Source organism: Saccharomonospora glauca K62 (genome assembly GCF_000243395.2).
In the GTDB taxonomy this organism is placed as follows: domain Bacteria; phylum Actinomycetota; class Actinomycetes; order Mycobacteriales; family Pseudonocardiaceae; genus Saccharomonospora; species Saccharomonospora glauca.
The window spans coordinates 2,647,815-2,661,187 of record NZ_CM001484.1; the positions used below are offsets into that span (position 1 = coordinate 2,647,815).

At 70.4% G+C, this 13,373-nt stretch carries 15 protein-coding genes; 10 read left to right on the plus strand and 5 right to left on the minus strand.

All coding sequences use genetic code 11. The features are described from left to right. The first annotated feature begins 105 nt into the window (after positions 1–105). From SACGLDRAFT_RS12370 to SACGLDRAFT_RS12410, 9 genes are all read left to right on the plus strand, one after another. Entirely contained in the window at positions 106–1,158 is a 1,053-nt protein-coding gene (locus SACGLDRAFT_RS12370; RefSeq protein WP_005465037.1) for a Gfo/Idh/MocA family protein, read from the plus strand. 88 nt (positions 1,159–1,246) lie between these two features. Then, positions 1,247–2,278, plus strand: a complete 1,032-nt coding sequence (locus SACGLDRAFT_RS12375) for an iron-siderophore ABC transporter substrate-binding protein (protein ID WP_040919002.1) — start codon at positions 1,247–1,249, stop codon at positions 2,276–2,278. Positions 2,279–2,304: 26 nt separating this feature from the next. Beyond that, the gene (gene mgrA / locus SACGLDRAFT_RS12380) at positions 2,305–3,330 is read left to right on the plus strand and encodes an L-glyceraldehyde 3-phosphate reductase (RefSeq protein WP_005465039.1); all 1,026 of its coding nucleotides are present in this window, start codon (positions 2,305–2,307) and stop codon (positions 3,328–3,330) included. Between the two features lie 187 nt (positions 3,331–3,517). Further along, positions 3,518–4,729, plus strand: a complete 1,212-nt coding sequence (locus SACGLDRAFT_RS12385; RefSeq protein ID WP_005465040.1) for a cytochrome P450 — start codon at positions 3,518–3,520, stop codon at positions 4,727–4,729. A gap of 10 nt (positions 4,730–4,739) precedes the next feature. Then, positions 4,740–5,405 carry a TetR family transcriptional regulator gene (locus SACGLDRAFT_RS12390; protein ID WP_005465041.1) on the plus strand — a complete coding sequence of 222 codons (666 nt, stop codon included), beginning with the start codon at positions 4,740–4,742 and terminating at the stop codon, positions 5,403–5,405. Between the two features lie 12 nt (positions 5,406–5,417). Then, entirely contained in the window at positions 5,418–5,615 is a 198-nt protein-coding gene (locus tag SACGLDRAFT_RS12395; protein WP_005465042.1) for a ferredoxin, read from the plus strand. Continuing rightward, on the plus strand, positions 5,612–6,802 hold the full coding sequence (locus SACGLDRAFT_RS12400) for an NAD(P)/FAD-dependent oxidoreductase (protein ID WP_005465043.1): 1,191 nt from the start codon (positions 5,612–5,614) through the stop codon (positions 6,800–6,802). Before SACGLDRAFT_RS12395 ends, SACGLDRAFT_RS12400 begins: the two co-directional genes overlap by 4 nt. Before the next feature lie 24 nt (positions 6,803–6,826). After that, positions 6,827–8,056 carry a cytochrome P450 gene (locus SACGLDRAFT_RS12405; protein WP_005465044.1) on the plus strand — a complete coding sequence of 410 codons (1,230 nt, stop codon included), beginning with the start codon at positions 6,827–6,829 and terminating at the stop codon, positions 8,054–8,056. Positions 8,057–8,073: 17 nt separating this feature from the next. After that, on the plus strand, positions 8,074–8,268 hold the full coding sequence (locus SACGLDRAFT_RS12410) for a ferredoxin (RefSeq protein WP_005465046.1): 195 nt from the start codon (positions 8,074–8,076) through the stop codon (positions 8,266–8,268). A 3-nt stretch (positions 8,269–8,271) separates the two neighbouring features. On the opposite strand, the gene SACGLDRAFT_RS12415 is transcribed toward SACGLDRAFT_RS12410, so the two are convergent. From SACGLDRAFT_RS12415 to SACGLDRAFT_RS12430, 4 genes are all read right to left on the minus strand, one after another. Further along, the gene (locus SACGLDRAFT_RS12415; protein WP_005465048.1) at positions 8,272–9,186 is read right to left on the minus strand and encodes a sugar kinase; all 915 of its coding nucleotides are present in this window, start codon (positions 9,184–9,186) and stop codon (positions 8,272–8,274) included. Further along, the gene (locus SACGLDRAFT_RS12420) at positions 9,186–9,818 is read right to left on the minus strand and encodes a bifunctional 4-hydroxy-2-oxoglutarate aldolase/2-dehydro-3-deoxy-phosphogluconate aldolase (RefSeq protein ID WP_005465050.1); all 633 of its coding nucleotides are present in this window, start codon (positions 9,816–9,818) and stop codon (positions 9,186–9,188) included. The genes SACGLDRAFT_RS12415 and SACGLDRAFT_RS12420 overlap by 1 nt, the downstream gene beginning before the upstream one ends. Next, complete coding sequence (locus SACGLDRAFT_RS12425) at positions 9,815–10,540, minus strand: FadR/GntR family transcriptional regulator (protein WP_005465052.1); 726 nt, start codon at positions 10,538–10,540, stop codon at positions 9,815–9,817. Before SACGLDRAFT_RS12425 ends, SACGLDRAFT_RS12420 begins: the two co-directional genes overlap by 4 nt. A gap of 65 nt (positions 10,541–10,605) precedes the next feature. Beyond that, a complete protein-coding gene (locus SACGLDRAFT_RS12430) occupies positions 10,606–11,535 on the minus strand; it encodes an AEC family transporter (RefSeq protein WP_005465054.1) in 930 nt (309 codons plus the stop codon). A 100-nt stretch (positions 11,536–11,635) separates the two neighbouring features. Here SACGLDRAFT_RS12430 and SACGLDRAFT_RS12435 point away from each other — a divergent pair, with 100 nt between their 5' ends. Continuing rightward, complete coding sequence (locus SACGLDRAFT_RS12435) at positions 11,636–11,872, plus strand: hypothetical protein (protein ID WP_005465056.1); 237 nt, start codon at positions 11,636–11,638, stop codon at positions 11,870–11,872. A 13-nt stretch (positions 11,873–11,885) separates the two neighbouring features. Here the strand turns inward: SACGLDRAFT_RS12435 and SACGLDRAFT_RS12440 are convergent, their stop codons facing one another. Then, on the minus strand, positions 11,886–13,271 hold the full coding sequence (locus SACGLDRAFT_RS12440; protein WP_005465058.1) for a DUF4389 domain-containing protein: 1,386 nt from the start codon (positions 13,269–13,271) through the stop codon (positions 11,886–11,888). Positions 13,272–13,373: the final 102 nt, after the last annotated feature.

Consider the following 13,373-nt stretch of genomic DNA (forward strand, 5'->3'; position numbering starts at 1 on the left):
CCTCGGCGTGGCCGACATCGCATCGGGTGGGCGTCCCGAGCCGACGGGAACGGTTCCGGCGGACAGTGGGGTGCGGACCGTGTCCACGGCAGAAAGGTGACAGTCATGGCCTCTCCCCGGCCCATCCGCACGGCGTTGCTCGGGTTCGGCGTGTCCGGCCGGTTCTTCCACGCTCCCTTCCTGGTGTGTGATCCGGCGTACTCGCTCGACGTGGTCGTGACGGGTGACGCGGAGCGGGCCGCGCACGCGCGCGCCGTCCGTCCCGGCGTGTCCGTCGTGGGCGCTGCCGACGACGTGTTCGCGAGAGCCGACGAGCTCGACCTGGTGGTCGTCGGCACGCCGCCGAACACGCATGTCGACCTCGCGACCCGCGCGCTCGACGCGGGACTCCACGTGGTGGTGGACAAGCCGTTCGCACCCACCAGCGCGGAAGGGACGGCCCTCATCGAGCACGCGCGCGACGCCGGCAGGCTGTTGACGGTGTTCCAGAACCGGCGGTGGGACACCGACTTTGTGACGCTGCGCGACCTCATCGCTCGCGGTGAGTTGGGCCGGGTACACACCTTCGAGTCCCGGTTCGAGGCGTGGAAACCGGGCGGGCCGCGGAGTTGGAAGGCCCTCACCCCGGTCTCCGAGGGAGGCGGCATCCTCTTCGATCTCGGCACCCACCTGATCGACCAGGCGATCCGGTTGTTCGGTCCGGTCGAGAGCGTGTGGGCCGATCTCACCCGGCGCACCCCCGGTTCGGTCGGGGCCGCCGACGACGACGCCTTCGTGGTCCTGCGGCACCGCGACGGAACGCGGTCGCGGCTGTCCATGTCGTCGATGGCGGCGCGGCCGGGGCCCCGCTTCCACGTCTCGGGTTCGAAAGCGGCCTACACCAAGTGGGGGCTCGATCCGCAGGAGTCCGCTCTGCGAGCGGGCACCCTGCCCGCCGACGACGGCTACGCGCGGGAACCCGAGGAGAGCTGGGGAGTGCTCGGGGTGGGCGAGGACGTCCGTCGGGTGGAGCCCGTGCGGGGCTCCTACGCCGAGTTCTACCGGCTGCTCGCCCTCGCGTTGGCGGGCGAGGGCGACGTTCCGGTGGACCCCCACGACGCCGTGGAGGTTCTCACGATCATCGAGGAGGCCCACCGTGCGAGCAGCGACGATCAGTGAGGTGTCGGGCGAGCACGGCGCTGTGACGATGGCGACGGCACCCGTCCCCCACCTTGACTTCAAGGTTTGGTTAGGCAAACCTAACAATATGTCGGCACCGTATCGTGGACGCCAGCTCGCGAGCGCTTTGCTCGCCCTTCTCCTCCTGACGCTGACAGCCTGCTCCGGCGGCTCGACCTCCTCCGAGGACGCGGGGCCGCCCGCGGTGCGGCCCGAGCCGGACGCCTTGCCCGTCACCATCGAGCACCGTTACGGCTCCACCACCATCACCGAGCCCCCGAAGCGTGTGGTCAGCGTCGGCTACACCGACCACGACGCGCTGCTGGCCCTCGGCGTGAAACCGATCGCGACCACCCGGTGGTTCGGCGACCACCCCGGTGCCATCGGCCCCTGGGCGCGGGACGCGCTCGGCGACGCTTCCGATCCGACGGTGCTCAAGGACACCAACGGCGTCCAGTTCGAAAAGATCGCCTCGCTTGAACCGGACCTCATCGTCGGCCTGTACTCCGACCTCACCCGCTCGGAGTACGACACGTTGTCCCGGATCGCGCCCACGCTCGCGCCACCCGCGGGGCTGCCCGACTTCGGCATGCCGTGGCGAGACGTCACCACGACCATCGGCAAGGCCGTGGGCAAGCCTGCCGAGGCCCGGCGGCTCGTCGCCGACGTCGACCGGAAGTTGGAGCGGATTCGCGAGGAACACCCCGAGTTCGCGGGCGCCACGGCGGTCGTGGCGGCGCTGTGGGAGGGGTACTTCCTCTACGGTCCCGACGATCCGCGTACCCGCCTGCTGTCCGATCTCGGCTTCGAACTTCCCTCCGATCTGGACTCGCTCGTGGGCGACCGGTACGGGGCCAGTGTCAGCGCCGAGAACGCCGACGTGCTCGACAACGACGTGGTCGTGTGGCTCACCGACGACAAGGGCGCCGAGCTTCGTCGCGACCCCCTCTACCAGACCCTGCGCGTCGCGAAGGAGAAGCGGGAAGTGATCGTCGACAACAACGACGACTTCGGCAGCGCCTTCTCGCAGGTGTCCGTGCTCAGTGTGCCGTACGTCCTCGACCGGCTCGTACCGAAACTGGCCGCCGCCGTGGACGGCGACCCGTCCACCACCGGCTGAGCGTCGGTGCGTGCGAGGATGCGGCCATGACGTACGTCGCTGCTTCCACACGCTACGACTCCATGCCCTACCGGCACTGCGGCCGTTCGGGGTTGAAGCTGCCCGCGATCTCCCTCGGCCTGTGGCACAACTTCGGCGACGACCGGCCGCTGGAGACCCAGCGCGCGATCCTGCGCCGTGCCTTCGACCTGGGGATCACCCACTTCGACCTCGCGAACAACTACGGCCCGCCCTACGGCTCGGCCGAGGAGAACTTCGGCCGCGTGCTCGCCACCGACTTCAAGCCCTATCGCGACGAGCTCGTCATCTCGACGAAGGCCGGGTACGACATGTGGCCGGGCCCGTACGGGGAGGGTGGTTCGCGCAAGTACCTGCTGGCAAGTCTGGACGCGAGTCTTGCCCGGATGGGTCTGGACTACGTGGACATCTTCTACTCGCACCGGTTCGATCCGGACACCCCGCTCGAAGAGACGATGGGGGCGCTCGACGCGGCCGTGCGGCAGGGCAAGGCACTGTACGTCGGGATTTCCTCGTACTCCGCGGAGAAAACGGCAGAGGCCGTGGCGATCCTGAAGGAGCTGGGGACGCCGCTGCGCATCCACCAGCCCTCGTACTCGATGCTCAACCGCTGGATCGAGGGCGGTCTACTGGACGTGCTGGAGCGGGAGGGGGTGGGCTGCATCGGCTTCTCCCCGCTGGCGCAGGGCCTGCTCACCGATCGCTACCTGAACGGCATTCCCGAGGGATCACGGGCGAGCCGGAACAGCTCGCTGCCGACCGAGTTCCTGTCCGAGGACAACCTCGCGAAGGTGCGGGCGTTGAGCGAGATCGCGAAGCGGCGCGGGCAGTCGCTGGCGCAGCTCGCCATCGCGTGGACCCTGCGGGACCCGCGCATGACGTCGGTGGTGTTGGGCGCGAGCAGTGTCGAGCAGTTGGAGAACAACGTGGCCGCGCTCGACAACCTCGCGTTCACGCCGGAGGAACTCGCCGAGATCGACCGCTACGCCACCGAGTCGGGCATCAACCTCTGGGCGGCCTCCAGCGCGCACTGACCGCGCCGTTCCCCGTCCTCACCGGCCACCGCCACGGGCTCGGCCCGTGGCGGTGGCCGCTTCAGTTCGCGGCGAACTGAGCCTTCGGCCCCGCTCCCTTTTCGTGAATTAAGTCAATTGCTTGACTTAGATTCGGGATAGCGCTTCACTGTCAGTACACCTTGCCATTACGGAGAGGATCGGCATAGTGGCTGACAGTGAATCCGTCCTGGACTACCCGATACCGAATCCCACGGCACTCGAACCGCCCCCCGAGTGGGCGCGGTTGCGCAGAGAATGTCCCGTCGCCAAGATCCGACTGCCGAGCGGAGACGAAGCCACCCTCCTGACGCGATACGCCGACGTGAAACAGGTACTGGCGGATCCACGGTTCACCCGGCAACTCGATACGCGGGCCGGCGCCGCGCGCGTCGCGGCGAACGAATCGGGCGGGGTGTTCAACAGCTCGATGGCCTCGGTCATCCCCCAGGCCGGGCCGGGTCACCGGCGCTGGCGCACCAAGGTCGGCCGCTGGTTCACCGCCAAGCGGATGGCCGCGTTGCGCCCCCGCATCTCGGCGATGGCCGAGCAACTCATCGACGAGATGGTGGAGCGAGGACACCCCGCCGACCTCAGGGCCGCCTTGGGCTTCCCGCTTCCGGTGTGGGTGATCTGCGATCTCCTCGGCGTGCCCAACTCCGACCGCGATCGCTTCTCCTACTGGTCCGACACCCTGCTGAACCTCACGAAGTACGACCAGGCCGAGATCGACGCCGCGCAGGCCGCGTTCGTCGAGTACATGAGCGCGCACGTGGCCGCTCGGCGTGCCGAACCCGGTGACGACCTGCTGAGTTCGCTCATCACCGAGGACGCCGAGGACCCGATGTCCGACGAGGAACTCATCACCACCGGTCTCGGTCTCCTCGTCGCGGGTCACGAGACCACGGCGAACATGATCGGCAAGATGGTCGGCATGCTGCTGTCCGACCGGAGCCGCTGGGAGCAGTTGCTCGAAAACCCCTCCCTCGTGCGCACTGCCGTGGAGGAATCGCTGCGGTTCGACGCCAATCCGGGCGTCGGGCTTCCCCGCTTCATCAGCGAGGACATCGAACTCTCCGACACCGTCGTGCCGGGCGGCACCACGGTGATGTGCAGCATGGGCGCCGCCAACCGGGACGAGAACGCGTTCGACCACGCCGACGAGATGGATCTCTCCCGCAGTCCCAACCCGCATCTGGCGTTCGGCTCCGGCGCGCACTCGTGCCTCGGTCAGGCGCTCGCCAGGACGGAGTTGCAGACCGTCCTCGACGTGCTGTTGCGTCGCCTGCCCACACTGGAGCTCGCCGTCGACGCCTCCGAGCTCGAACGTGTCGAAGGACTTGTGGTGGGAGGGTTGGCCACGCTGCCCGTGCGTTGGTGATGATGCCTGCATGGCAGTGAGGACGATCAGGAGCACGCGGGCCGTCGCCACCCGCAACCGCATCCTGGACACCGCGGAACGACTATTTGCCGAGTACGGTGTCACGGCGGTGTCCAACCGGCAGATCAGCGAGGCGGCAGGCCAGGGCAACAACACGGCGGTCGGGTACCACTTCGGAACGAAAGTGGACCTCGTGCGCGCCATCGTGCGCAGGCACAACGAGGACGTCGAACGACGGCGTCTGGAGATGGTGGAGCGGGCGGCCGACTCGCTCGACCCGCGCGACTGGGTGGCGTGTCTCGTCCACCCGATCGCCGATCACCTCGCCGAATCGGGCAGCCCGACATGGTTCGCGCGGTTCGGTGCCCAGGTGACGACCGACCCCGTGCTCCGGGAGATCATGTACGAGGAGTCGTTGAGCTCCCCCTCACTGGTGCGCACCCTCGACGGGCTCCAGCGCTGCCTTCCCGAGCTACCGACCGAGGTGAAGCTTGAACGCGGCGCGATGACCCGTCAGTTGATCGTGCACATGTTCGCCGAACGAGAGCGTGCTCTCGCCGAGCTGACCGCCACCCCACGCGCCAGTTGGCACGACGCCGCCTCCGGGTTGGTCGACGCCATCGTGGGGTTGTGGTCGGCTCCCGTCACGCCCCGAAACGGACCGGAACCCACGTAACCGGAGGACCGCATGAAGATCAGTGTCGACGAGGACAAGTGCTGTGGCGCGGGACAGTGCGTGCTACTCGCACCGGAGGTGTTCGACCAACGCGAGGACGACGGAATCGTCGTGCTCCTCGACCCCGCACCCGGTGAGGAACTCCACGCCGCGGCCCGCGAGGCCGCCAGCGTCTGCCCCGCCGCCGCGATCACCGTGAGCGAGGAATGAGCGCCCTCTCCAGCGTCCTGGTGATCGGCGCGTCGGCCGCGGGGCTGTCGACGGCCGACGCGCTACGACGGCAGGGCTTCCGGGGAAAACTCACCCTGGTGGGAGCCGAACCCCATCTCCCCTACGACCGGCCACCACTGTCGAAACAGGTCCTGGCCGGAACGTGGGAGCCCGACCGGACCAGGCTGCGAAGCGAAACAGCACTGTCCGCATTGGACGCGGAATTCCTGCTCGGTGATCCGGCCGTCGCCCTCGACGTCACCGACCGCGTCGTGCACACCGCCTCCGGCCGGGCACTGCGGGCCGACGCGCTCGTGATCGCCACGGGCGCCGAACCACGCCGGTTGCCGGGCGGGGACGACCTCGCCGGGGTACACGTGTTGCGCACCCTCGACGACGCTCTCACGCTGCGGGCCTCGCTGACCCCCTCCCGCAGGGTCGTCGTGGTGGGCGAGGGCGTGCTCGGAGCCGAAGTCTGCGCGACCGCCCGGACCCTCGGCGCGACCGTCACCATGGTCGGTCCCCAGCCCGCCCCGCTGGCGAGTCAGCTCGGCCCCTTGGTGTCCGGGCTCCTGGCCGACCTGCACGTCCGGCACGGGGTCGAGCTGGCCCTCGGGCACGCCGTCGACGGGCTCGTCGGCGAGGAAGGCCGGGTCACGGGTGTGCGGCTGGACGACGGTCGGGTGCTGCCCGCCGACGTCGTCGTCGTGGCCGTCGGAGCGACACCGGCGACCGCGTGGCTTCGGGACAGTGGCCTCGCGATCGACGACGGCGTGGTGTGTGACTCCCGCTGCCGGGCGGCGGAGGGCGTCTACGCCGTCGGCGACGTCGCCCGCTGGCGGCACCCCGCTCTCGACACTCCCCTTCGGCTGGAGAACCGCACCAACGCCACCGAACAGGCACAGGTGGTGGCCGCGAATCTCCTCGGGGAGGACCGCGGGTACGCGCCCGTTCCCTACTACTGGACCGACCAGTTCGACACCAAGATCCAGGTGTTCGGTCTGCCCTCGGCGACAGACGAGGCCACGGTGGTGGACGGTGATCCGGCGGACCGGCGATTCGTGGTCCGCTGCACGAGAGCGGGCACCGTCACCGGCGTCATCGGTTGGAGGATGCCCAAACAGACCCGGCTGCGGCGCGCCGAGGTCGCCGACGCGCTCTCCGCGGCCGCCCTGCGATCGGTCTGAACGACTTTCCACGGGAGATCTCGAATGACAAGCACCGCCTCGCAGACCCGCGAGGACACCGCGATTCCCGAATACCCCATGCCCCGCGCCGCGGGCTGTCCGTTCGACCCGCCGCCGCTTCTGAAGGAGCTCCAGCAGCGCACTCCCCTGACGAAGGTACGGCTGCGGGACGGCCGCACGGCGTGGCTCGTGACGCGCTACGCCGACCAGCGCAAGTTGCTGGCCGACCCGCGCATGAGCTCCGACGCCACCAACCCCGGCTACCCGCGACCGGCGGCACGCGTCGCAGGGGGAGGCTCGTCGGTCAGCTTCATCCTCATGGACGACCCGGAGCACGCGCGGCTGCGGCGCATGGTCACGGCGCCGTTCACGGTGCGCAGAGTGCGGGCGATGCGCCCCCGGATCCAGGCCATCGTGGACGGTTTGATCGACGACCTGCTCGCCGGGCCGAAGCCGGTCGACCTCGTCGAGGCGTTCGCGCTCCCGGTGCCGTCACTGGTGATCTGCGAACTGCTCGGTGTTCCCTACTCCGACCACGACTTCTTCCAGCAGCGCAGTAAGGTGGTCATCAAACTGGGCACCGCGCAACGGGAACGGATGGCCGCGCTCGGCGAGCTCGCCGACTACCTCGACGGGCTGATGGGTGACAAGCTCGCCGACCCCGCCGACGACCTGCTGTCGGGCCTCGCCGAACGCGTGCGTGCCGGGGAGTTGACCCGGCAGGAGGCCGCGCGGATGGGCGTGTTGTTGCTCATCGCGGGGCACGAGACGACCGCGAACATGATCGCGCTGGGCACGGCGGTCCTGTTGCAGCACCCCGATCAGCTCGCGTTGCTGCGCGACACCGACGATCCCGCCGTCGTCGACTCGGCCGTGGAGGAGTTGCTGCGCTACCTCCACATCACGCACAACGGCAGGCGGCGGGTCGCGCTCGCCGACATCGAGTTCGCGGGGCAGGTCATTCGCGCGGGAGACGGGGTCATCTTCCCCAACGACATCGGCAACCGTGACCCGGAGGCCTTCCCCGACCCCGACCGGCTCGATCTTCGCCGGGACGCGCGTCACCATGTGGCGTTCGGGTTCGGGGTACACCAATGCCTCGGCCAGTCACTCGCGCGGCAGGAGTTGAGCGTCGTCTACGGCACTCTCTACCGGCGTGTTCCGACCCTGCGGCTCGCCACGGAGCTGGATCGGATTCCGTTCAAACACGACGGTTTGGTGTACGGCGTGTACGAGCTGCCGGTGACCTGGTGACCCACGAGAGGACAGACATGAAGATCACCGTTGACCAGGACAAGTGCGTCGCTTCCGGACAGTGCGTCGTCGCCGCGGAGCGGGTGTTCGACCAGCGCGAGGAGGACGGCGTCGTGGTGCTGCTCGATGCCGAGCCACCGGCAGAACGGGCCGAGGACGTCCGGCGGGCCGCGTCGATGTGCCCCGCGCTGGCCATCCACGTCCGGGGGTGAGGTCTAGCGCAGTGCCGTTCCTCGGGAGGAGCCGATCAGGTCCAGCTCCGCCCGAGTGGGCAGTCCCTCCCAGTCGCCACGGGTGGCGACGGCGAAGGCTCCGCACGCGGTGCCGCGGGCGAGTCGTTCCGCGAGGTCGAGCCCGTCGAGCCAACCGGAAAGGTAGCCCGCCGTGAAGGCGTCTCCCGCCCCCACGGAGTCCACGACGGACACCTCGTGGGCGGGAGCGTGCCACGTACCGTCCGGGGTGGTGACCGACGCGCCCTCGGCGCCGCGTTTGGTGACCACCTCGGCCACCCCGTGCCGCAGCAGGTCGCTCACTCCGCCGACGAGCGCGAGTTCGTCGGGCGAACCGACCACCACGGTGGCGCGGCGTGCCAGCGGGGTGAGCACGCGGGCGGCGTCCTCGGCCGACCACAGTCGCGACCGGAAGTTGACGTCGAAGGAGATCGCCGAGCCGATCTCGGCGGCGCGGTCGCACGCCGCCACCACGGCCTCCCACGCCGTGGTGCTCAACGCCGGGGTGATGCCGCTGAGGTGCACCAGTCGAGTGCCGCCGTCCAAAGCGGACACCACGTCGTCGGGCCCGAGCCGCGACCCGGCCGAGCCGGCGCGGTAGTACTGGACCCGCGTCACGTCGGGAAGCCGCTGTTCGAACAGCACGAGCCCCGTCGGCGCGTCGTCCTCCCGCACCGTGGACGTGTCCACCTCCTCGGCACGCAAGGTACGCACCACGAGCGCGCCCGGCTCGTCCCGGCCCACGCGTCCGGCCCAGCGGACCCGGTGCCCGAGCCGGGACAGTCCCACCGCGACGGTGGATTCGGCACCGGCGACGGACACGCGCGCCGTCGTGCCGAGGCGAAGCAGTCCGTCGGCCCGCATCGCCACCATCGTCTCGCCCAGTGTCACGACGTCCATCACGCCGCACCCCCTCGCCGTGCGGCGGCGACGAACGCCGTGGCGCGTTCCCGCAGTGCCGCGATGTCACCGCCGTGCGGGGCGTCGCCGGTGAGCGGGCTGCCCACACCGACGGCCAGCGCGCCCGCCTCCAGGTAACGCGGCACGTCGGCCAGGCCCACGCCGCCGACCGGGACCAGGGCGGCGTCCGGGAAGGGGTCACGCAGCGCCGCGACATACGCCGGGCCGAGGGTGGCGGCGGGAAAGACCTTCACCGCGGTGGCCCCGGCCTCGCGGGCGGCGACGATCTCGGTCGGTGTCATGGCGCCGGCCAGCACCGGCAGGCCGAGCTCCACGGCCGTGGTCACCCCGCCGCCGAGGGCGGGCGTGACGGCGAACGTGGCTCCGGCGTCGCGGGCACGGCGGGCGTCGTCGGCCGTGACCACGGTTCCCGCTCCCACGCGCACGTCGTCGCCGAGCTCGGCGACCACGCGGTTCAGGACGGTGAGCGCGTCCGTCGACGTCAGCGACACCTCCACGAGCGTGACTCCCGCCTCCGCCAGGACCTCCGCCGTGCGGACGCAGGCGTCGGGGTCGCTGCCGCGGATGATGGCCAGCAGTCGTCGCGCCGCGAGCGCCTCACGCAGGTTCATCGTTCCTCCTCCGTCGAAGCCCGGTCGTCGGACACCACTCCGGCCACGTCCTCGGCGGCCTCGGCCAGCAGCACGCGCATGGCGGCCTCGGCCGCCTCGGGGTCCCGACGCCGGACCGCGTCGACCACGGCCGCGTGGCGGGGCACGGGGTCCGTGGCGCGCGCCTCGTGCACGAGCGCGTCCCGGAGCGACAACGTGGGTTCGACGAGGGAATCGAGGGCGGCCACGAGTTCGTTGTGGGTGGCGCGCAGGAGCGCCCGGTGCCAGCGCAGGTCCGCCGCGGCGGCGGCCTCTGCGTCCCCGTGGCCGGCGGCGGTCATGTCCTCCAACGCCGCGTCCAACTCGGTCAGGTCGGCCTCGTCGCGGCGGCGGGCGGCCAGTGCCGCCACCGCCGGTTCCACCATTCCGCGCAGCTCGCCGAGGTCCCGGAGCAGTCTCGCGGTCTCGCCCGCCGAGGCCCGCCAGCGGATCACGTCGGGGTCGAGCAGGTTCCAGTGCGCCCGACCGCGGACGACCGTGCCGCGCTTCTGTCTTGCCTCGACCAACCCTTTCGCGGCGAGCACTCGCAGCGACTCCCGCAACGCGGTCATGCTCACGTCGAGTTCCCGGCCGAGTGCCGCGAGGTCGAGCACCGAGCCCCGGGGCAGTGCCCCGGACACGATGCGTGCGCCGAGTGTCGCGACCGTCTGCCCGTGGACGCCCCGTCCGCCGTACGTCGTCACGGCGCGAAGTCTCTCCGGCGGGAGCAGCGCTGTCAAGATTAATTATTAATTAATGAGTATTTGACTCAGGCTAGCAGTGCCACCGCCATGAAGATCACGGGAAGGCTCAGCAGGGTGCTGACGGCCACGGCGTCGCGGGCCAGCGTGACCCCGTGGCCGAACCGCACGGCGTAGCCGAACACGTTCTGCGCCGCGGGGAGCGCGGCACAGACCACCACGGCCATCAGCTCCGTGCCGGACAACCCCAGCAGCAGCCCGAATCCCAACCCCAGCAGTGGGTGGATCACGTTCTTCAGCAGCACGATCACCACCAGCGGCACCCTGACGTCCGGGTCCCGCCCCGGCCTGCTCGCCCCGGACAGGGAGATCCCGAACGCCAGCAGCATCGCGGGTACCGCCAGATCGGCCAGCAACTCCACCGGGGCCAGCACCACCTCCGGCACCGTCAGCCCGGACGCCGTCACGACCAGCCCCAACGCCGAGGCGATGGCCAGCGGATTGCGCAACGGTGCGAGAACCGTGCGACGCCACGTCGTCCGATGACCGTTCCGCCGCGCCGACACCACGTCGAGCACCGTGGTGAACACCGGGGTCAGGATCGCGAGCTGGAACAGCAGCACGGGCGCGACCACCGTGGCGTCGCCGAACACGTAGGCGGCCACCGGCAGCCCCAGATTGCCCGCGTTGACGTAGCCGCTGGCCATCGCGCCGATCGCCGTCTCCCCCGCCGGTCTCCGGCGGAGTCTGCCCACCGGCACGTACAGCAGGCAGGCCAGGGAGCTGGTCACGGCGGTCACGAGCAGGTTCGCCGAGAACACAGCCGTGACGTCCGCGCGGGAGAGTGTGGTGAATAGCAGCGCCGGGCTCGCGACGAAGAACGCGGTCCGGGAAAGCACCTCGGTGGCGGAGGGACCGAGCACACCGACTCGTCCGATGGCGTAGCCCACCAGCACCACGCAGGCGAGGACCAGGAACCCTTCGACCACGCCGATCATGTGGCAGTCACGGCTCACCACCGTAGAGCTGTGATCTCCGCCAAACCGGGGTGGGGCCGCCCGCCGTTACGGCGAGCGCGGCGCGGGGAAGCCTGCGGCCATGTCCGACGATCCCCCGAGGCCGGGCGAGCCTCTCACGGCGGTGCCCTGGCGACGTTGGCCCGAAGCGCTCCGCACACGTGGGCGGGAGGTGTTGGCGCACCTGAACGCGGGTCACCCGCAGAACGCGCTCGAAGTGATCGACGAGCTGCTGGCCGACCTGCTCGCGCGGCGCGACTCGCTCGCCGACAGCGCCAACCGGCACTTCGAGCCGTCCACCGACGACCGCAACCCCTGACGCGGGCGTCCACTCAGCCCGTCGCGCGGCGGGCGGCGATGCCGATCAGGAGGGCGCCCACCACGAGCGCGACGGCTCCTCCGGCCAGGGCGGTCCCCGCCACCCAGGGCAGCGCGGGTGCCGTCGCCCCCACCTCGGCCCGAACACTCACCCCCGGATGCCGGTCGGCGTTGAGGACCACCAGCACCCACTCCCCCTCGGACACCGGGGTGTCCAGCGTCACGGCTCGTGTGCCGCTCGCGGTGGCCGCCCAGATGTCGACGCTGTCGGGCGGGGCGGGCGGGGTGCCCGAACGGAATTGCAGCGTCGTGACGTCACGGCCGGTGATGTCACTGACGACGGCGTGCCCGGTGCCCCGCAAGTACTGCTCGGCCTCCTCGGCCGAGGTCATACCGAGGAACACCCGGACTCCGGGGACCGTCGGGGTGACGCGCACCCTGACGTCCCCCAGCTCGGAGGTCACCCAGTCGGCGGCACCGGGTCCGAGCGAGAGCGGCTCGGACGACAGGGCGAAGGTGTCGGTCCGCAGCGTGGCCTCCGCGGTGACGTATCCGTCGTCGTCCCGTTGGGTGCGGTCCGCCCAGAGAGCCAGGGAGCCCGCGGCGAGCAGTCCCAGCGCCCCGAGCGCGAACAGCGCTCCCACCACGACCGGCACGATCCGGCCCACGGTCCAGCCACCCGGTCGCCGGCCTCCCTCGGTGGGCTCGGTGGGTTCGGTGTCCTCCGGGACGAGGCCCTCGTCGGGCTCGGTGCCGCCCATGTCGAGCCGGAACGGCGGGTACTCGTCGGTCAGCAACCCGACGTAGGCGGCCACGCGCAGCACCCAGCGGTTCATGCCGAGCACGAAGTCGAACACCGGCTTCGGGTACGTGCCGGTGAACAACAGCACGATCGCCGCGATGAACACCAGGATGCCGATCAGGCCCACGCCGCCCCAGCCGGGGCCGCCGTCCCCCCACCGCCGCACCAGCCATGCCCCGCCGCCGAGGAACAGCCCGATCACTAGGTAGTGCGGCACCGCCAGCAACCACTTGACGAGGACGAGGCCGCGGTGCAGGCGTGGTGGGTAGTCGATCCGCAGCCGCGCGGGGTAGTCCGGGACGTCGGCCAAGGTGAACGGCGGGTACCGATCGGTGCCCAGGGCGGAGTAGGCGTAGTAGTGCACGCGCCAGTTCCAGCGGAGCACCCCGACGTTGAAGTCGAAGATCGCCCGTGGATAGCGGCCGGTCACCAGGATGGCCACGAACGCGACCACGGTCAGGACCACGAACGCGAGCCACAGCAGCGCGAGGATGAGGAAGTGCGGCACCGCGAGTAACCACTTGACCAGCCACAACCACCGCGACAACGGGGTGTCGAGTCGCGCCTGTACCCACACCGGTCGTAGTTGTGGCGCCATCGGAGGGTCCTCCCGCCGGTTACGACCCGGTCTCACGCGTCCTTCGGCCGCGCTTCTCCAAGCATGGTTCCCGTGGGGTGGCCCGGACATGGGCCCTCGACC